Consider the following 19629-nt stretch of genomic DNA (forward strand, 5'->3'; position numbering starts at 1 on the left):
TCGGTCATCGCTTTCTCTCGGTGGATGCGCCTTCGGCATCCGGTTCGGTATCCAGCGCGGCAGTCAGCCGGGCCAGTGTTTCGCGCAAGGTCACCAACTCGTCCAGGGACAGTCCGCCGCCGAATGCGGTGGCCATGCGCGCCGGAATGTCGCAGGCGCGTTCTCGCAGTGCGTCCCCGCGTTCGGTGAGCCGGATCTCGACCCGCCGTTCGTCGTCCGCGGCACGCCGGCGTTCGACGAACCCGGCGGCCTCCAGGCGTTTCAACAGCGGTGAGAGTGTGCCGGAATCCAGGGCGAGGGCGGAGCAGAGATCGCCGACGCCGCGCCCGTCGCGCTCCCACAGCGCCAGCATGACCAGATACTGCGGATAGGTCAGCCCCAGTGCGTCCAGCTGCGGCCGATAGCGGGCCGTCACCGCGCGGGAGGCGGCGTACAGCTGGAAGCACAGCTGCTGGTCCAATGCCAGCGGATCGGTCATGTAGATAAATGTAGGACGCAATAAAGTTGTGCACAACCTAAATGGGCTGTGTGCTGGATCACCTGTGATTGTCGCCTTGGTCGGCCGATGAGCGGCGGAACCGGCTCGGGCGAGATGTCGCCGTGGTCGGCGCCGTGGGAAGTTTCGGCGGCGCCCTGCCCATGGCGTACGGCGGTGATACTCGGTACATAATCCGTCTCAGTCCGAGCGTGTTCTCAGGCCGACGTCGCCCGCACGACCATCTCCGCGATCTCGTCGTCGCTCAGGGTGCTGCGTTCGACGAGTATGTGCGACAACACGGTCCGCACGATGATCTCGGCGGCTTGTTCCGGTGTCACGATCAGATCGCCGGCGCGTTGCAGCGACAGAAGTGGGGTCAGTAGCGCGGCCACGGTTTCGACGAGAGTGCGCTCGGACTCCATACGGGTGACCGCCGCGTTCAACAGCCACTGCGGTTCATGACCGCGGATGTATCGGAACGCCTCGTGGGCCCGCAGGTAGCGCAGTGCGAAAAGTGTTGCCGTGCGGGCCAATTCCGGTGTCGGTGCCGTCATGTCGACCACCTGGTACGCGGCGGCGATCATGGTGCCGATCTCGCGCCGGACGAGGGCGGCCACCAGTCCGTCCTTGTCGCCGAACTCCCGGTAGGTGGTCGCGCGCGATACGCCCGCGCGCCGCGCCACGTCGGTCAGGGTCAGGTCGGTCAGGCCGGATTCCGCCACGAGTTGCAGTGCGGCATCCATCAGTTCGGTCGCGGACCTGGTCACCGCCTCATTCTGCCTGCTCTGCCGGTGAAGGCGGGAATGGTGGTTGTTTCCTCGTACTTCTGAGACTAATTTGTACCACAGTCTCAGTGGTGCGATGAAGGTGGCTCGATGGCGAGAATCGGCGAACATGCGGTGGTCGTGGGGGCCGGAATGGGCGGTCTGCTGGCGGCCCGCGTGCTCAGCGACCACTACGACCGCGTGACCGTGATCGAGCGCGATGCGCTGCCCGACGGTTCGCAGGCGCGCCGGGGCGTCCCGCAGGGCCGGCATGTGCACGGGCTGCTGCCGCGCGGAAAGGACCTGCTCGAGGAGTTCTTTCCGGGATTCGAGGCGCAGCTGCGCGCCGCCGGGGCGGTCGACTGCGATGTGCTGGGGGAGGTCACCTTTCAGATGGCCGGGCGCACACTCGCGCAGGTCTCCACCGGCTATCGCGGTCTCCAGGCCAGCCGTCCGCATGTGGAACACCATGTGCGGCAACGTATCCTGTCGATTCCGAATGTGACGGTGCGTGATCGGTCCCAGGTGTCCGGTGTCATCACGAATCCGTCCGCGACGCGCGTCACCGGCGTCACCGTGCACGAGGCGGGCGGGCGGGAAGACCTCACCGCCGACGTCGTGGTCGCCGCGACCGGGCGCGGCGGGGTCGTCCCGGCCTGGCTGAGTGCCCTCGGCTATCCGCGACCACCGGAAGAGGGCACCACCATCGATATCGTCTACCGCAGCGCGTTCGTCGAACTCGAGCCGGGTGCGCTGGGGACCGACAAATCGCTGACCATCGGCGTGCGGGAACTCCCGCCGCGGGCCCTGGCTCTGTTCGCGGTGGAGGGGCGCAATCGCTACGTGCTCACCCTGATCGGGCACGCCGGCGAACAGCCACCCGCGGATCCGGCCGGCTTCCTGGACTTCGCGGCGGCCCTCGTTCCGCCGGACGTGCGCGCGGCGTTACGGCGCGGCGAACTGCTCACCGATATCGCCACCTTCCGCTACAAGGCCAACCTGCGCCGACGGTACGAACGGCTCGACCGGTTCCCGTCCGGCCTGCTCGCGGTCGGCGACGGTCTGTGCAGTTTCAGTCCCGTCTACGGCCAGGGCATGACGATCGCGGCGATCCAGATGCGGGTGCTGCAACGCTGCCTCGCCGCGGGCGGCGAACGCGACCTGGCCAGCCGCTTCTACACCGCCGTCACACCCGAGATCGATAACGCCTGGCAGCTCACCGTGATCGCCGACAGCGCGATGCCGCACGTCGGCCCGCACCCCGATCCGGCGATCCGCGCCGCGGTCGCGGTCCTCGACCCGGTGCTGGCCGCGGCCGAGCGTGATCCGGTCATCGCCGCCACCCTCTATCGCGTGATGGGGCTGACCCAGCGGCCGACCGCCCTGTTGCGTCCCGACCTGGTCGCCCGCATCGGGCTCGGCGCGGCGCGCGCGGCCGGCGAGGCGGCGCTGGTGGAGGCCGGACGCCGGGCCGGTCGAATCGGTGGGTTCGGCGCCGCGCTCGGCCCGGTACGGTGCCTCGCCGCCGGGAAACGCCGGTGACGTGAGCCTCAGGTGAGACCGAAACCGCCGGCCGGGTCGGTCCAGCGGGTGGCGTCGACCGTGGTGAGCAGTTCGGCCATGGCGCGCACGGCCGCGCGCATGGCGTCGACCGCGGCGGTTTCCTCGGGGTCGGTGGTCCAGGTCATGATCGGCTCCTGACGATTCAGCGGAGGGCAGTGGGGATCTCGGTGTGGTGGGTGGTGCGGCGTTGGTAGGCGTCGCCGGCGCGCAGGACGGTGGCTTCGCCGAAATGGTTGCCGGACACCGACATCGACAGGGGCAGACCGTCGGCGGTGGGGCCGATCGGCAGCGCGAGGGTGGGGTTGCCCAGTGGGTTCCAGTACGGGGTGTGCAGACTCGACAACACTCCCATCGGTTGCAGTTGATCCAGATCGGCTATCGCGGGGGCGCCGAGGTGTCCGGTCGGCGTCACCACCAGGTCGACCTTCGTCAGCAGTTCGGCCATCCGCTGCCTGCCGATGCGGCGAACCCGTTGAGCCTGAACATAATCCGGTCCGCTGACCGCATCCCCGCCGGCGAGGATGATGCGGGTGGCCTGTCCGTAGTCCGCCCAGCGTTCGCGCAGCGCGGGCCGGTGGTAGGCGTGCGCCTCCGCCAGCATCACCACGACATCGACCGCGGTCAGTTCCCGGTACATCGGCACCTCCACGGGTACGATCCGGGCGCCGGCCGCGGCGAGCACGGCCACGGCGTCGGAAAACCGTTGTGGCTGAGCGGGATCGATCCCACCGTCGGCGAACCGATCCAGATCGTCCACGCCGATGGTCAGTCCGCTCAGATCCCCCGTGAGCGCGCCCGGATAGTCGTCGACCGGTGTGTGCGCACTGTAGGGATCGGCCGGGTCGTATCCCGCCAGCACCGACAGCAGCAGGGCGCAGTCGGCGGCCGAGCGGGCCATCGGACCCGGATGGTCGAGGGTGTACCCCAGTGGAACCACGCCGGACTTCGGGACGCGGCCGAAGGTCGGCTTCAATCCGGTGATCCCGTTGAAGGCTGCCGGAATGCGGATACTGCCCGCCGTGTCGGTCCCGACCGCGCCCAGGAACATCCCGGCGGCCACGCCGCTGCCCGATCCCGAACTCGACCCGCCCGCCCAGCGGGACGGATCCCACGGATTACGCGGTACCGGAAAGGGTTTGGCCGGATCCGGGAGGCCGATGGCGAATTCCATCGTGGTCACCTTGCCGGTGACCACGGCGCCGGCCTCCTCGAGCCGGCGGACCACCGTGCAATCGCCGTGGGCGGCGCCCCACCCGGGATCGAGAACCAGGCTCTGCGCGGTGGTGGGCGCGGCGGCATGGGCGAGAATGTCCTTGATTCCCATCGGGATCCCGGCCAGCGGGCCGAGCGCAACGCCGGCCGCCAACTTCTCGTCGATGCGCGCGGCCTGTGCGACCGCGCGCTCGTCGAATCGCGACAGGTAGACGCCGAGCGTCGCGTCGTGTGCGTCGGCGGCGGCGAGGGCCTGTTCGATCAGCCGGGTGGCGGTGGTCTCGCCGGATCGCAGCGCCGCGGCGGCCTCGGTCAGTCCGGAGAGTACGGGTGGGTCGGCGAGAGTCATGGTCGTCCTTACCTCGGCGGGCGGTGGTGTCAGCGGGACAGGGTGGCGGTCATGTCGAGCCGGGGGATGGCGCCGAGTTCGAGCTGGATCTCGGCGCGGCAGGAACCCAGCGCGTAATCGACGGCGATACCGTCGCGGGTGCGGATGGTCTGTTCCACCAGCAGCACCGGCTCACCGGGCAGGATGTGCAGCAGTGCCGCGGTGCACTCGTCGGCGCGTGCGGCCTGGACGCCGACGTCGCTGCCGCCGACATCCACCCGGCCGCCGCGCAACAGGCTGTAGAAGTCGTCGCCGAACGTGGCCTGATCGATCCGCGTCGCCTCCGGCGCGCGCAAATAGTTGGTGAATACCGCGAGCGGGCGATCGTCGAGCAGCAGGACGTATTCGACGCACAGGCAATCGTCTCCGGGCCCGACATCGGCCAGATGGGCGGCGATCACCGGCGGCGCCGGGATCCAGGCCCAGTACAGCAGGCGTGGCGAGATCCGGCCGAGGGCCAGATGTTGCTCGAGCGTCCGGCCTTCCGGTGGCAGCGCGCCGGATACGACGTAGTGCTCACCGACCGCGACCGTGCCCACTCCGCGGCGGCGCTCGATCAAACCGTCGGCACGCAGCATGCCGAGCGCGGCGCGGACCACGTCGCGCGGGAGATGATGGCGCGCCATCAATTCCGGCTCGCCGGGCAACCGTCCGGCGCCGAACGAGCCCGCCCGCAAGTCCGCCCGCAGCAGATCACGCAGGCGCCGGGCGGGCAGTTGCGCTGCGGCCGGCAGGATTTCGCGCATCTGATCGCCGAACACCCGGCGGTCGTGAGCGGCTCGATCGGAGTGGAGCTGTTCGGAGCGGTGGTGCATGCCGGTAGCGTGCAGAGAATCCGCGTTACGCGACAAGGACTTCCGGTAAAGACCTGGTTACGCGGCCGACCGGGTCGGTGCGCAGCGGCGTTACCAGCGGTTTCCGGTGGCGCCGGACGGTATTTCGCGGTCGCGCGGCACGATGCGGTGCCGTCCGCAACCCCGGTATCGGAAGTTACGCGGGCGAATGGTGGGAGTGACACCGCCCGGGTGATCTGTCCGATCCGTTCAAGACGTGCGCGGCGGCGGCGAGGTTGACTGCGTGCGGAGAACGACGAGAACGGAGGTATCGGGGTGCGAGCACAGATCCATGCGATCACGCTGGGCGTGCGCGATCTGGAGGTGTCGTTGCGGTTCTACCGAGCGCTCGGATTGGAGTCGCCGGGGATCATCGGAACCGAATTCCGGCCGGATGCGGAGAATCCCGGTGGGGCGGTGGTCATGTTCACGCTCGGCAACGGGGTGACGCTGGCGCTGTACGGGCGCGACGATCTGGCCAAGGATGCGGGTATCCCGCCGGAACGTATGCACGGTTCCGCGATGAGTCTGGGCTGGTTCGTCGGCAGTGACGCCGAGGCGGAACGAGTTCTGGAGCTCGCCGGCGCGTCGGGCGGCACGGTGGTCCAGCCCGCGCGCACGCGGCCGTGGGGGATCTACGCCGGCTATTTCGCCGACCCCGACGGGCATCTGTGGGAAGTCGTGCACTTCGCTCGATCCGAAGCCCAGCCGGGAGCTGACTAGCCCGGTCGTCAACCCTGCGCGGAGTCGCCGCCGTCGCGGTACAGCGCGGCGATGGCGGAGATATCGGCGCCGGGATTCGTTCGCGCCGCATCCTCGTAACGCGTGCGGACGATTTCCGCCAACGGCAGGTGGGCACCCGCCTCCGCGGCGATGTCGACGGCGAGTCCCGCGTCCTTGGCGCCCAGGACGGTGGTCCACCATCCGTCCGGGGACGCGGTGAGTACGGCGTCGAAGCGGTTCGCCACCGCCGGGGCGACGACAGGCGCGTCGGCGAGCAGTTCGCGCAACTGGTCGTCGCCGAGTCCGCCGGAACGCCCCACGGTGAACGCTTCCGCCAGCGCCGCGACTCCGGAGATCAACAGGAAGTTCGTCGTCACCTTGGCGGTCAGCGCGTGTGCCGCAGAATCGTAGTGGCGCACCCGCTCGGAGAGCGTGCCGAGCAGCGGTGCGAGCCGGTCCCGCAGTTGCGCGGGCCCACCGGCCAGCAGCGTTGCCTTCCCGGCGGTGACCGTACCGGGCCCGCCCACGATCGGGAGCGCCAGAAACCGGTCACCGAAGCCGTCGGCGAGGGCGGCGCCCAATGCCGGGGAGACGGTCGAACAGTCGATGTACGGGGTCCCGGAATCGAGAGATGTCTGCAATTCGCCGAAGGCCACCGAGGTCACCGCCGCGTCGTCGGCGAGCGCGGTGAGGGCCGCGTCCACTCCCGACACGGCCGCCGCGACAGTTCCGGCCTCCGTCGCACCGGCCGAAATCAGTTCTCCCGCTTTACCTTCGGTACGGTTCCACACCGTCACCCGATGTCCGCCGTTGAGCAGGCGCGCGGCCACGGCGCGGCCCATCCGTCCCATTCCCAGTACCGCGATATGCACTGTTGCCTCCTCGTCCGGGTCGCGGTCGGCACATGGCACCGACCCTGTCCTTCCCACTGTCCCGCAGTTGTGCCGCACGGGTCGCGTTCGGCCTCGGTGATAGGCGAATCGTACAAGTGACCAGGAACGGCGCTGCGGTAGTATCGCCGGTGGGTGCGGCGAAGCGATTCTGCGCCACCATTTTTCGGTGCATTGCTGCGTTCGGGGGTGGTCCCGGGCAACTCCGGACCTCGAGCCTGGTTGTGATATAGATCACAATTCAGTACCGGCGCCGACTTTTGTGCTGAAAACCCTTTCCAACTGCTTTGCGTTATCTTTACTATTAGGCGCGTTGGGCCGCTGCCGGGCATCCATGTCCGGATGCGTCGCAGGCGCAACACATCTCGCGTCATCCGCTTCGCCCGCCCGCTCTCGATGCCAGTACATGTTCCACCGATGGACCGAACCGACACCGGTTCGGCGAAGGAGAAATATGTCCACCGACACCGACTCGGTCCGACGGACGTCACCTCGGGGCCTTTCGGTCGTTCTACGCCACGATCTACCCGCCTCCGTGGTGGTTTTCCTCGTCGCGCTACCCCTGTCCATCGGTGTGGCCGTCGCCATGGGCGCGCCGGTCGCGGCCGGTTTGATCGCCGCTGTGGTCGGAGGTCTGGTCGCCGGGCTGTGTGGCGGTTCGGTACTGCAGGTCAGCGGCCCTACCGCCAGCCTCACCGTCGTGGTGGCCGAATGCATCCACCAGTTCGGCTGGGCGACAACCTGTTTCATCACCGTCTGTGCCGGTGCGCTGCAGGTGGTGTTCGGCCTGAGCCGGATCGCGCGCGGCGCACTGGCCATCGCGCCCGTGGTGGTGCACGCCATGCTCGCCGGTATCGGCGTCGTGATCGCACTGCAGCAACTGCACGTCCTGCTGGGCGGGCAGACGTTGAGTTCGTCGTGGGCGAGCATCGTGCAGCTGCCGCATCAGCTGACGGTGATGCACGCCGGCGACGCGCTGGTCGGCGGGGTGGTGATCGCGATCATGCTGGGCTGGCGCTATCTACCGGGCCGGATTCGTGCGGTCCCGGCCCCGCTGGCCGCCGTGGTCGCGGCGACGGCGCTCGCGATGGTGGTGCCCACCAGCGTGGAACGCATCACGCTGCACGGGTCGTTGTTCGACGCGATGTCGTTACCGCAACTGCCGCACGGTAATTGGAGTGCGGTCGTGCTGACCGCGTTCACCATCGCGCTGATCGCCAGCGTGGAGACGCTGCTGTCGGCGGTGGCCGTCGACCGGTTGCGGCCGGAGTATCGCACCGACCTCGATCGCGAACTGCTCGGCCAGGGCGTCGCGAACATGACCTCCGGCATGCTCGGCGGCCTGCCCATCGCGGCGGTCATCGTCCGCAGTATCACCAACGCCAAGGCCGGCGCGCGGACCAAGGCCTCCACCATGCTCAGTGGCGTGTGGGTGCTGGTGTTCTCCGTCGCGCTGGTCGAGGTGGTGCGCCAGATCCCGAAGGCCGCTCTGGCCGGACTGTTGATCGTCATCGGTATCGGATTGGTGAAACTCGCGCATATCCGCCTCGCGCGCCGCGCCGGTGATCTGATCGTCTATGCCGCAACGGTTCTCGTGGTGATCTTCGGCAACCTGCTGCTGGGTATGCTGATCGGGCTGGTGCTGTCGTTCGCGCTGCTCATGTGGCGGGTGGTGCGGGTGGTGATCGTGGCCGCGCCGGTCGGCGACACCGGGCGCTGGCTCGTGACCGTGGACGGTTCGGCCACCTTCCTGGCCCTGCCGCGGCTCACCGCTCAGCTGGCGCGGATTCCCGCAGGCGTTCCGGTCACCGTGGAGATGACCGTCGACTTCATCGACCACGCCGCCTCCGACACCCTGCACGAATGGGCGCAGCGACACGAAAGCCTCGGCGGCACGGTGCAATTCGTCGAACTGGGCGCCGTGCGCATCGCCGACCTCACCGCGGGGCCACCCGCGCGCGGCCACGCCCGGCGCGTGCTCGACGACGTGCTCGCGCCCTGGCGTCCCACGACCCGCACCGATCGGATCGCCGCCGGGATCGCGGCCTATCACCGCGGGCACGCCCACATGATGCGGCCGCATCTGGACGAACTGCGGCACACCCAGGATCCGGAATCGCTGTTCGTCACCTGCGCCGATTCCCGCATCGTGCCCAACGTGATCACCAACAGCGGCCCGGGTGACCTGTTCACCGTGCGCAATATCGGCAATCTGATCCCCGCCGACGGGCGCGACACCTCGGTCGAGGCCGCGCTGGTCTACGCACTGAACAAACTCGACGTGCGCTCGATCGTCGTCTGCGGGCATTCCGGCTGCGGCGCCATGGACGCACTGCACCACGGTCTGCACACCGGCTCGGGTCTCGACGACTGGCTCGCCCACGGCCGCCCCGCGCTCGAGCGCTTCCGCGCCGGGCATCCGGTGGCGGCGGCGGCCGCGGCCGCCGGATACGGCGAGGTCGACCAGCTGGGCATGGTGAACGTCGCCGTGCAGATCGAGACACTGGCCGCCCACCCCGTCGTGCGGCGCGGAATCGAGGCGCGCGGTGTGGTGCTGTCGGGCCTGTTCTTCGATATCGCCACCGCCCGCGTCCTCGCGATCACGCCCGACGGTATCGCCGATATCGACGACCTCCGCCAGCCCGTGCCGGTCCCGGTTTCCTGAAAGGAGCATTCCCAGTTCTGGCAATTTCGCCGGATGGAAACGCGCGCCGAGCGGGCGCACAGTGGTGCCGGTGCAGGTCGGAGCTCCAGGCGAGTGAGGGCCGTCACATCGAATCCGGAACGTGTGCGAGGCTAAAGATCCTTTTCTAAGCCTTTGCTTAGTCTTTACTATTAGGGTTGCCCTCGCTTCCGGCTCACTGCTGGACAACGACGTCTCGCAGCTGAAATCGATGCCTGGAGAACATGTTCGACCGACCGGACCGCCGCGGCGGCTCCGGTGAAGGAGCAATATGTCCACCGACACCGTCGCTACGCCCAGACCCTCGGCCCCGCCGGGCCCCAGCTGGTCGGACCGGATGAACTCCGTCCTACGACACGATCTGCCCGCTTCCGTCGTCGTCTTTCTCGTCGCTCTGCCGCTCTCGATCGGCATCGCGGTCGCCACCGGCGCTCCGGTCGCGGCCGGACTCATCGCCGCCGCCGTGGGCGGCATCGTGGTGGGAACCCTGGGGGGCTCCGTCCTGCAGGTCAGTGGCCCGGCCGCCGGCCTGACCGTGGTCATGGCCGAGACCATCAATCAATTCGGCTGGAAGACAACCTGTTTCATCACCGTCTGCGCGGGCCTGCTGCAGATCGTGTTCGGCCTGAGCCGGATCGCGCGCGCCGCGCTCGCCATCGCACCGGTCGTCGTGCACGCCATGCTCGCCGGCATCGGTATCACCATCGCCTTGCAGCAGGTTCATGTCCTGCTCGGCGGATCCTCGCAGAGCTCGGCGTGGGAGAACGTCGCCGAGTTGCCGAATCAACTGCTGCACCTCAGCGGTATCGACGTCGTGATCGGCGGGCTGGTCATCGCGATCATGCTCGGCTGGCGCTGGGTGCCGGCCAAGATCCGCGTGGTTCCCGGACCGCTGGTGGCGATCGTGGTCGCCACCGCGCTGTCGCTGGTGCTGCCCGGAAACCCCGCCCGCATCACGATGAGCGGGTCGCTGTTCGACGCCGTCGGCCTGCCGGACATGCCCAGCGGAGACTGGAGCGGTGTCGCGCTGGCGGTGCTGACCGTGGCCCTGATCGCCAGCGTGGAAAGCCTGCTGTCGGCCGTCGCCGTCGACAAGATGCACAACGGACCCCGCACCAACTTCGACCGTGAGCTCATGGCGCAGGGTGCGGCCAACGTGACCTCGGGCATGATCGGTGGCCTGCCGGTCACCGGCGTGATCGTGCGCAGTGCGACCAATGTGACCGCCGGTGCGCGCAGCCGGGCCTCGGCGCTGCTGCACGGCGTCTGGGTGCTGCTGTTCTCGATCGCCCTGGTGGGCGTGGTCGAGCAGATCCCGAAATCGGCGCTGGCCGGTCTGCTGGTGATGATCGGCATCCAGCTGGTGAAGCTCGCTCACATCAAGATCGCGCACCGCACCGGCGAACTGGTGATCTACGCGGTGACCATCGCGGCGGTGGTGTTCTTGAACCTGCTCGAAGGTGTGCTGATCGGTCTGGTCGTCGCCTTCGCGCTGCTGCTGTGGCGCGTGGTGCGCGTCTCGGTCGAGGCCGCTCCGGTCGAGGGAACCGACCGGTGGCTGGTGAGCGTGGACGGCACCTGCACCTTCCTCGCCCTGCCGAAGTTGACCGGGCAGCTGGCCAAGGTGCCCGCCGGCGCGGACGTCCTGGTGGAGCTGACGGTCGACTTCCTCGACCACGCCGCCTACGACGCCATCCACTCCTGGGCGCAGCAGCACGAAAGCACCGGCGGTACCGTCGAATTCGTCGAGATCGGGACCGCGCGCATGGCCGATGCGGCCGAGCGTCCGCCGCGGCGCGCCCGGGCCCGCGGGCTGCTCGACGATGTGCTGGGGCCGTGGCGTTCCGAGGGTGGCAATCCCGTCGCCGCCGGTGTCGCCGCCTACCACCGCAGCCACGCCCACGTGATGCGGCCGCACCTGGACGAATTGCGCGACGGTCAGGACCCGGACTCCTTCTTCCTGACCTGCTCCGACTCGCGGATCGTGCCGAATGTGATCACCAACAGCGGTCCGGGTGACCTGTTCACCGTCCGCAACATCGGCAATCTGATCCCGGCGCGCGGCACCGATGTGTCGGTGGACGCCGCGTTGAGTTTCGCGCTGCACAATCTGTCGGTGCGCAACGTCGTGGTGTGCGGACATTCGGGCTGCGGTGCGATGAACGCCCTGCTGTCGGACCGGTCCGCCGGTCCCGATATCGACGACTGGCTGGCCCACGGCGCCGAGGCCCTGCAGCGCTACCGCGGCGGCCATCCGGTGGCGGCGGCCGCGGCGGCCGCCGGGTACGGCCCGGCCGACCAGCTGAGCATGGTCAACGTCGCGGTCCAGCTGGAGACGCTGCGGGAGCATCCGGTCGTCGCACGGGCCGTCGACGAGCGCGGTGTTGCGCTTTCGGGCCTGTTCTTCGATATCGGAACCGCACGGGTCCTCGAGGTCACCACGACCGGCATCGCCGAGATCACCGATGCCGAGAGACCCGGAATACCCGCCCGGAATCCGACCCACGCCTGATCCGGGCGCAGGGTGCGCGAGTTCGTCGGCCCGACAGCCGAACTCGCGCACCCGTCCACCTTCGCCGCGGCAGCCGTCCCGCCACGACCCGGGGACGGCTGCCGCGGCGCGCCTGAGCGTCGGCGTCGCCCGCGCCGATACGCTGAGCGGCGCACCCCGAAACCCTGCCGCCGTCTCGATCCGAGCGCGCCGGACATGCCATGGTGGACGTGGTGCATTCGCTGGATCGATGTGGATCGGAGTCGGATGGAAATGGTGGCGCAGTCGGCGGCGTCCGGGATGCCCGCCCAGGTGGCGGGCATCAAACTCACCGAGCCCGCGTGGCTGTCGGAACGGATCGCCGATATGGGAATCTCCTGGGGCACAGGCGATTCCCGTGTCTCCGGCACGCTGTGGTGGTGTATGGCCGCCTCGGCGCTGGTGGATCCGATCACCGAGGCCTACGCGACCGGCGCACCGGCACCCGACCCCACGCTGGAACGGCTGCGCTGCGAGATCCGGCCCGACGGTGGCATCGAGCGGACCGCGTCCGAATCGGCGGGCGATTCCGAGGCGGTCGGCGCCGCGCTGGGCGACACCCTGCGGCGCGTCATCCCGGTCGTGGCTCGGGTGACCGGCGCCGGTCCGGCAGCGCTGTGGGCGATCGTCGCCGACGCGATCGGCAACCGGGCCATCGACGCGGGCGACCCCGAGGCGGGCGCCCGGCTGGCCGCCCAGGTCGGGGAGCGGCTGCCCGCGCCGCGATTCACCGACATCGAGACGCGCACATTCGTGCGGCGCATCTCCTGCTGCCTGGTCTACGAGGTGCCCGGTTGCGATATGTGCACCAGCTGCCCCAAAAGGCCCGCTGCCGAGCGCGAGCGGCTGCTCACCGAGCTGGCCCGGCGCGGGTGAGCGGGCCGCGGCCGCTTGGCGGCCGGTCCATCGGCGCACGACCGGTACTGTCCCGATAGCATTGGTCGCGCCGGTGAGATTTCTGTTCGTCGACCGGCCCGGAACAAGAATGCCGACATGTCTAAGGAGAGCGCAGCCGTGACCACCTCAGCCCGCATAACCCCCGCCGCCCTCGTCCGGGTGCCGGCCGGGACGACGGCGGGCGCCGCGGTGCGCGAAGCGGGCCTGGCCACCAAGGGGCCTGATACCGTCGTCGTCGTCCGCGACGACGAGGGCAACCTGAGGGACCTGTCCTGGGCGCCCGAGACCGACGTCGAGGTCGAGGCCGTCACCGCCGGCTCCGAGGACGGCCGCAGCGTCATCCGCCATTCGGCCGCCCACGTGCTGGCCCAGGCGGTGCAGCAGGAGTTCCCCGAGGCCAAACTCGGCATCGGCCCGCCGATCAAGGACGGCTTCTACTACGACTTCCAGGTCGAGCGGCCCTTCACCCCCGAGGATCTGGCCAAGCTCGAATCCCGGATGAAGAAGATCATCAAAGGCGCGCAACGGTTTTCGCGCCGTGTGGTCGAGGTCGACGAGGCCCGGGTGGAATTGGCGAAGGAGCCGTTCAAACTCGAGCTGATCTCCGATAAATCGGGTATCGACGATCCGGAGGTCATGGAGGTCGGCGGTAAAGAGCTGACCATCTACGACAATCTCGATCCGCGCTCCGGCGAGAAGGTGTGGGGCGATCTGTGCCGCGGCCCGCACATCCCGACCACGAAATTCATTCCCGCGTTCAAGCTGACCCGCTCCTCGGCGGCCTACTGGCGCGGTGACCAGAACCGCGAGGATCTGCAGCGCATCTACGGCACCGCCTGGGAATCGCCGGAGGCGCTGGAGAACCATCTGCACGTCCTGGAGGAGGCCGAGAAGCGCGATCACCGCAAACTCGGACTGGAACTGGATCTGTTCTCGTTCCCGGACGAGCTGGGTTCGGGCCTGCCGGTGTTCCATCCCAAGGGCGGCATCATCCGCAAGGAGCTCGAGGACTATTCCCGTCGCCGCCACATCGCGGCCGGCTACGAATTCGTCAACACCCCGCATATCACCAAGGGACATCTGTTCGAGGTCTCCGGACACCTCGACTGGTACCGCGAGGGCATGTTCCCGGCCATGCATCTCGACGCCGAGTACAACGACGACGGCACCGTGCGCAAACCCGGCCAGGACTATTACGTCAAGCCGATGAACTGCCCGATGCACAATCTGATCTTCCGCTCGCGCGGCCGGTCGTATCGGGAGCTGCCGCTGCGGCTGTTCGAATTCGGGTCGGTGTATCGCTACGAGAAGTCCGGTGTCGTCCACGGGCTGACCCGGGTGCGCGGCATGACCCAGGACGACGCGCACATCTACTGCACCAAAGAGCAGATGCACGCCGAACTGACCTCGACGCTGCAATTCGTGCTGAGCCTGCTGCGCGATTACGGTCTCGACGATTTCTACCTGGAATTGTCGACCAAGGATCCGCAGAAATTCGTGGGCTCCGACGAATTGTGGGAGGAGGCCACCGAGACGCTGCGCAAGGTGGCCACCGATTCGGGCCTGGACCTGGTCCCGGATCCGGGCGGCGCCGCGTTCTACGGTCCGAAGATCTCCGTGCAGGCCAAGGACGCGCTGGGCCGTACCTGGCAGATGTCGACCATTCAGCTCGACTTCAACCTGCCCGAGCGCTTCGGCCTGGAATACACCGCCTCCGACGGCACCAAGCAGCGCCCGGTGATGATCCACCGCGCCCTGTTCGGGTCCATCGAACGATTCTTCGGCGTGCTCACCGAGCATTACGCGGGCGCGTTCCCGGCCTGGCTGGCGCCCGTGCAGGTGGTCGGCATCCCGGTCGCCGACGCGTTCGCCGACCATCTGGACACGGTGGTGGAGGAACTGCGTGCCCACGGGGTGCGGGCCGAGGTCGATCGCAGCGACGACCGGATGCAGAAGAAGATCTTCAATCACACCGCGCAGAAGGTGCCGTTCATGCTGCTGGCCGGCGAGCGCGATGTGAACGCCGGTGCGGTGAGCTTCCGATTCCGCGACGGCACCCAGGTCAACACCGTGCCGGTGGCCGATGCGGTGGCGACCGTCGTCGACTGGATCTCGCGGCGCGACAACGCCTCGCCGAGCGCGGAAGGATTCGAGGTCCGGACCGGTGGGGCGTGAGTGAGGGCATGGTGGAAGAGGCTGTGACGCAACAGGATCCGGGTCGGATCGTCGACACGGGAGCGGGGGACCCGGACCGGTTGCAGCGATTGTGGACGCCGTACCGGATGTCCTACATCACCGGTGCGGTCGCCGATCGCGACAGCCGCAACGGCCCGGCCGACGCCGACGCGCCCGCCGGCGCGGAGGAGACGACCTCGGCCGGGCTGAAGCACCCGTTCACCGAGATCCCGAAGATGTCGGACGAGGACGGACTGGTCATCGCGCGCGGCGAATGGGTGTTCGCGGTGCTCAACCTCTACCCGTACAACCCGGGCCACATGATGGTGGTGCCCTACCGGCGGGTGGCCGACCTCGAGGATCTCACCCCGGAGGAGAGCGCCGAACTGATGGCGTTCACCCAGCGGGCGATCCGGGTGATGAAGAAGGTGTCGCGACCCGAGGGTTTCAACGTCGGGCTGAATCTCGGCGGCGTGGCCGGGGGATCGCTGGCCGACCACCTGCATCAGCACATCGTTCCCCGCTGGGGCGGGGACGCCAATTTCATCACCGTCGTCGGCGGGGTGAAGGTGATGCCGCAGTTGTTGCGGGAGACGCGGGCCCTGCTGGCCGGGGCGTGGCACGAGGCGAAGGAAGTCGAGTAGCGTGCTGAGCTTCTTCGGTCGGGAGACGTTCGCCAAGGCGACCGCGCCGCTGGGACGGGCGCTGGTGAGCACCGGGCTCACGCCCGACGCGATGACGCTGATCGGCACCACCGCCTCGATCGTGGCCGCGGTGACGCTGTTCCCGACCGATCACCTGTTCTGGGGAACGATGGTGATCTGGCTCTTCGTCATGTTCGACATGCTCGACGGGGCGATGGCCCGCGCTCGCGGCGGCGGCACCAAATACGGTGCGGTCCTCGACGCCACGTGCGATCGCGTGGCCGACGGCGCCATCTTCGGCGCGCTCGCCTGGTGGTCGGTGTATCACGAGCACAGCAAGCACCTGTTCGTAGCGACGCTGGTGGTCCTGGTGACCTCGCAGGTGATCTCCTACGCCAAGGCGCGGGCGGAGGCGAGCGGGCTGTCGGCCGACGGCGGGATCATCGAACGCCCCGACCGCCTGGTCATCGTGCTGGTCGGGGCCGGCTTCACCGGCATCGGTGGCTATTTCGGCATCGAGTGGCTCACCTACGCGGTGTATGTCGCGATGTACATCCTGGCGGTGCTGAGCATCGTCACCGTCTTCCAGCGAGTCTTGGCGGTACGGAATTCGGCCGGTGCCCGCGATGTGATCGCGCCGGTGACCAAGGCCGACTCCGATACGGCGAAATGAAAGTGGTAGGGGCGTGACACAGATGAGGGCCGCGCTGACCGACCGGGCCTACGCGGCCGGGTGGCGACTGGTACGGGGACTGCCCGAACGCACCGCGCGCCGCGCGTTCGACGTCGGCGGCGACTGGGCGGCCCGGCGCGCGAACCGTGCCGCCCACCGCGGCGAGGGACCGAATCAATTGCGCCGCAACCTTGCCCGGGTGCTGGACGTCGACCCGCTCGAGGTGCCCGACGAGTTGGTTCGCGCCTCGATGCGCTCGTATGCCCGGTACTGGCGCGAGGCGTTCCGGCTGCCGACTCTGGACCATGCGGCGCTGGCGGATTCGCCGCTCATGCCGCCACCCCAGGGCATCGAAAATCTGGACGTCGCGCTGGCGCGGGGGCGCGGTGTGGTCTTCGTGCTGCCGCATTCGGGGAACTGGGATATGGCCGGGGTGTGGCTGGTGCAGCACTACGGCGGCCTCACCACGGTGGCCGAACGGCTGCAGCCGGAATCGCTGTTCGAGCGCTTCGTGGCCTACCGGGAGAGCCTGGGGTTCGAGGTGTTCCCGCTGACCGGCGGAGAGCAGCCGCCGTTCCGGCAGCTCGCGCAACGGTTGCGCGACAACAAGGTGGTCTGCCTGATGGGCGAGCGCGATCTGACCGGCAAGGGTGTTCCGGTGGAGTTCTTCGGCGAACGCACCTGGATGCCGGCGGGCGCGGCGAAACTGGCCATCGAGACCGGCGCCGCGCTGATGCCGGTGCACGCCTGGTTCACCGTGGACGAGCAGGGCCGCGAGGGGTGGGGGCTGAAAACCGAAGCGCCGCTGGATGTTTCGGCCGGTGTCGCGGCGGCCACCCAGCAGCTGGCGGACCGGTTCGCCGCCAATATCGCCGAACACCCCGCCGACTGGCATATGTTGCAGCCACTGTGGGAACGGGATCTGTCCGCCCAGCGCCTCGAGCGGATCGCGGCAGCGCAGGCCGTGCGCGGCGATGAGCGGTCCGCCGGAGACGCGGTGTCATGAGAATCGGCATGGTCTGCCCGTACTCGTTCGACGTGCCGGGCGGTGTGCAGTCACATGTCGTGGAGTTGGCGCAGGTACTGATCGAGCGCGGCCACAAGGTGAGCGTGCTGGCGCCGGCCTCCGACGACACCGAACTGCCGGAATTCGTCGTCTCGGCCGGGAAGGCGGTGGCGATTCCGTACAACGGTTCGGTGGCGCGACTGTCGTTCGGGCCGACCGCCTACACCCGGCTGCGGCGCTGGATCGCCGACAGCGACTTCGAGGTCCTGCACGTCCACGAACCCAACGCCCCGAGTATCTCGATGCTGGCGCTGAAGGTGGCCGAGGGACCCATCGTGGCCACCTTCCACACCTCCACCACCCGCTCGCTGGTGCTGGCGACCTTCCAGGGGGTGCTGCGGCCCTACCACGAGAAGATCAGCGGGCGGATCGCGGTGTCGGAGCTGGCCCGGCGCTGGCAGGTGGAGGCGCTGGGCAGCGACGCGGTCGAGATCCCGAACGGGGTCGACGTGCCGGCGTTCGCGAATGCGCCACGGCTGCCGGGATATCCGCGTACGGGCGGGACGGTGCTGTTCCTCGGCCGCTACGACGAGCCCCGCAAGGGGATGGCCGTGCTGCTGGGCGCACTGCCGAAACTGGTCACCCGCCATCCCGACGTGGAGATCCTGATCGTCGGCCGCGGGGACGAGGAACGGCTGCGCCGGGAAGCGGGGGAACACGCCGGACATCTGCGTTTCCTCGGTCAGGTCTCGGATGCGGAGAAGGCGTCGGCGATGCGCAGCGCCGATGTGTACTGCGCGCCGAATCTGGGCGGGGAGAGTTTCGGCATCGTGCTGGTGGAGGCGATGGCCGCCGGAACCGCCGTGGTGGCCAGCGAATTGGACGCCTTCCGTCGGGTGCTGCGCGACGGGACCGCGGGAGTGCTGGTGCCGGTGGGTGATTCCGCGGCGCTGGCCGAGGCGATCGACGGATTGCTCACCGACCGCGAGCGCCGCGAGGATCTGGTGCGCACCGCGGATCAGGTTGTCGGCGAATACGATTGGCCGGTCGTGGCCGAACAGATTCTGCGGGTGTACGAGACGGTCACCGTCGGCGACGCCCGGGTGAGGACCGCTGGATGATCACCTTCTCCGCGACGACCATCCTGGTCCTCGCGCTGATCGCGGCGGTCATCATCGCCATCGGAGTCTGGGCCTACTCCACCGCCAACCGGCTCGACCGCCTGCACGTGCGCGGTGACCAGGCCCGCGATGCGCTGGAGGCGGCCCTGGCGCGGCGCGCGGTGGTGGCCCGCACGGTCGCGATCTCGATGGCCGGGCCGTTGTCGGAGTCCACGGCGGCCGAACAGTCCACCCGGCTGATCGCGCTGGCCGACCGCGCCGAACGCGCCGACTGGAGCGATCGGGAGACGGCGGAGAACCAGCTCGCGGCCGCGCTGTCGGCGGTCGACATCACCTCGTTGCGTCCGCAGCTGGTCGCCGAACTCGCCGACGCCGAGGCGCGGGTTCTGATCGCGCGCCGCTTCCACAACGACGCCGTGCGCGACACTCTGGCGTTGCGTACCCGCCGCCCGGTGCGGTTGCTGCACCTCGGCGGCACCGCGCCGCTGCCCACCTATTTCGAGATCGCGGAACGGGTCACGCCGGCCGCGACCACCGGCCTCGAGGTCGACACCGTCCGCACCTCGGCCCGGGTGGTGCTGCTCGACGACGAGGACCGCGTGCTGCTGATGCGCGGCCACGACCCGCAGACCCCCGATTCGCCGTTCTGGTTCACCGTCGGCGGCGGCATCGAACCGGGGGAGACGCTGCGAACCGCGGCGGTGCGCGAGGTGTGGGAGGAAACGGGTCTGGCGCTGGACTCCACGCTGCTGCGCGGCCCGATCTGGCGGCGAGTCGCGGTCTTCCCGTTCAACGGCGAGCTGATTCGCTCCGAGGAGTTGTTCTTCGTCGCCCGGGTGCGCTGGTTCGATCCGAAACCCGCCGACCCGACCGTCTGGGAACGCCGCTGCGTGACCGCCTACCGCTGGTGTCTGCCGCCGGATATCGCCGAACTCGACCGGATCGGCGAAACGGTGTACCCGTACCACCTGGACAACCTGCTGGCCGAGGCGCTCACCGCCGCCGGTTCCGATCTCGAGCCGGAGGTTCGGTCCATCCGCTGAACCGCG

The 19629-nt window shown here is 68.8% G+C and carries 17 protein-coding genes; 11 read left to right on the forward strand and 6 right to left on the reverse strand.

Features of this window, described 5'->3' with window-relative positions:
- Nucleotides 1-4 precede the first annotated feature (4 nt).
- Entirely contained in the window at nt 5-478 is a 474-nt protein-coding gene (locus AC5592_RS13280) for a MarR family winged helix-turn-helix transcriptional regulator (protein WP_036504195.1), read from the reverse strand.
- A gap of 215 nt (nt 479-693) precedes the next feature.
- On the reverse strand, nt 694-1245 hold the full coding sequence (locus AC5592_RS13285; protein WP_232329337.1) for a TetR/AcrR family transcriptional regulator: 552 nt from the start codon (nt 1243-1245) through the stop codon (nt 694-696).
- Nucleotides 1246-1353: 108 nt separating this feature from the next.
- Between AC5592_RS13285 and AC5592_RS13290 the strand changes: the two genes are divergently transcribed.
- Nucleotides 1354-2784: an FAD-dependent oxidoreductase gene (locus AC5592_RS13290; protein ID WP_063064336.1), complete on the forward strand. Its 1431-nt coding sequence runs from the start codon at nt 1354-1356 to the stop codon at nt 2782-2784.
- An 8-nt stretch (nt 2785-2792) separates the two neighbouring features.
- Here AC5592_RS13290 and AC5592_RS13295 read toward each other — a convergent pair whose 3' ends face one another.
- Genes AC5592_RS13295 through AC5592_RS13305 form a run of 3 tightly spaced genes read right to left on the reverse strand, consistent with a single transcriptional unit; the run spans nt 2793 to nt 5220 of the window.
- Nucleotides 2793-2930, reverse strand: coding sequence for a hypothetical protein (locus AC5592_RS13295; protein WP_157121813.1), 138 nt, complete (start codon nt 2928-2930; stop codon nt 2793-2795).
- Nucleotides 2931-2947: 17 nt separating this feature from the next.
- On the reverse strand, nt 2948-4366 hold the full coding sequence (locus AC5592_RS13300; protein WP_036502922.1) for an amidase: 1419 nt from the start codon (nt 4364-4366) through the stop codon (nt 2948-2950).
- 29 nt (nt 4367-4395) lie between these two features.
- Nucleotides 4396-5220 (reverse strand): GntR family transcriptional regulator, encoded by an 825-nt coding sequence (locus AC5592_RS13305; RefSeq protein WP_063064337.1) that lies wholly within the window; start codon nt 5218-5220, stop codon nt 4396-4398.
- 294 nt (nt 5221-5514) lie between these two features.
- Between AC5592_RS13305 and AC5592_RS13310 the strand changes: the two genes are divergently transcribed.
- Nucleotides 5515-5961 carry a VOC family protein gene (locus AC5592_RS13310; protein ID WP_036502919.1) on the forward strand — a complete coding sequence of 149 codons (447 nt, stop codon included), beginning with the start codon at nt 5515-5517 and terminating at the stop codon, nt 5959-5961.
- A gap of 8 nt (nt 5962-5969) precedes the next feature.
- Here the strand turns inward: AC5592_RS13310 and AC5592_RS13315 are convergent, their stop codons facing one another.
- The gene (locus AC5592_RS13315; RefSeq protein ID WP_157121815.1) at nt 5970-6872 is read right to left on the reverse strand and encodes an NAD(P)-dependent oxidoreductase; all 903 of its coding nucleotides are present in this window, start codon (nt 6870-6872) and stop codon (nt 5970-5972) included.
- Nucleotides 6873-7305: 433 nt separating this feature from the next.
- On the opposite strand from AC5592_RS13315, the gene AC5592_RS13320 reads away from it, so the two are divergent.
- The 9 genes from AC5592_RS13320 (at nt 7306) to AC5592_RS13360 (ending at nt 19623) form a co-directional block, all read left to right on the forward strand.
- Complete coding sequence (locus AC5592_RS13320) at nt 7306-9516, forward strand: SulP family inorganic anion transporter (RefSeq protein ID WP_063064339.1); 2211 nt, start codon at nt 7306-7308, stop codon at nt 9514-9516.
- Between the two features lie 289 nt (nt 9517-9805).
- Nucleotides 9806-12046 (forward strand): SulP family inorganic anion transporter, encoded by a 2241-nt coding sequence (locus AC5592_RS13325; RefSeq protein ID WP_063064340.1) that lies wholly within the window; start codon nt 9806-9808, stop codon nt 12044-12046.
- A gap of 246 nt (nt 12047-12292) precedes the next feature.
- Nucleotides 12293-12940, forward strand: a complete 648-nt coding sequence (locus tag AC5592_RS13330) for a (2Fe-2S)-binding protein (protein WP_084506629.1) — start codon at nt 12293-12295, stop codon at nt 12938-12940.
- A 117-nt stretch (nt 12941-13057) separates the two neighbouring features.
- Nucleotides 13058-15136 (forward strand): threonine--tRNA ligase, encoded by a 2079-nt coding sequence (thrS, locus tag AC5592_RS13335; protein WP_210743177.1) that lies wholly within the window; start codon nt 13058-13060, stop codon nt 15134-15136.
- Nucleotides 15137-15144: 8 nt separating this feature from the next.
- Nucleotides 15145-15780: an ATP adenylyltransferase gene (locus tag AC5592_RS13340; protein ID WP_036502908.1), complete on the forward strand. Its 636-nt coding sequence runs from the start codon at nt 15145-15147 to the stop codon at nt 15778-15780.
- 1 nt (nt 15781) lies between these two features.
- Nucleotides 15782-16453, forward strand: coding sequence for a phosphatidylinositol phosphate synthase (pgsA, locus tag AC5592_RS13345; RefSeq protein WP_036502906.1), 672 nt, complete (start codon nt 15782-15784; stop codon nt 16451-16453).
- 22 nt (nt 16454-16475) lie between these two features.
- A complete protein-coding gene (locus AC5592_RS13350) occupies nt 16476-17459 on the forward strand; it encodes a phosphatidylinositol mannoside acyltransferase (protein WP_051024727.1) in 984 nt (327 codons plus the stop codon).
- Nucleotides 17456-18580: a glycosyltransferase family 4 protein gene (locus AC5592_RS13355; protein WP_063064341.1), complete on the forward strand. Its 1125-nt coding sequence runs from the start codon at nt 17456-17458 to the stop codon at nt 18578-18580. Before AC5592_RS13350 ends, AC5592_RS13355 begins: the two co-directional genes overlap by 4 nt.
- Entirely contained in the window at nt 18580-19623 is a 1044-nt protein-coding gene (locus tag AC5592_RS13360) for an NUDIX hydrolase (RefSeq protein ID WP_036502934.1), read from the forward strand. Before AC5592_RS13355 ends, AC5592_RS13360 begins: the two co-directional genes overlap by 1 nt.
- Nucleotides 19624-19629: the final 6 nt, after the last annotated feature.

Source organism: Nocardia violaceofusca NBRC 14427 (assembly GCF_963869435.1).
GTDB classification, from domain to species: Bacteria; Actinomycetota; Actinomycetes; order Mycobacteriales; family Mycobacteriaceae; genus Nocardia; species Nocardia aobensis.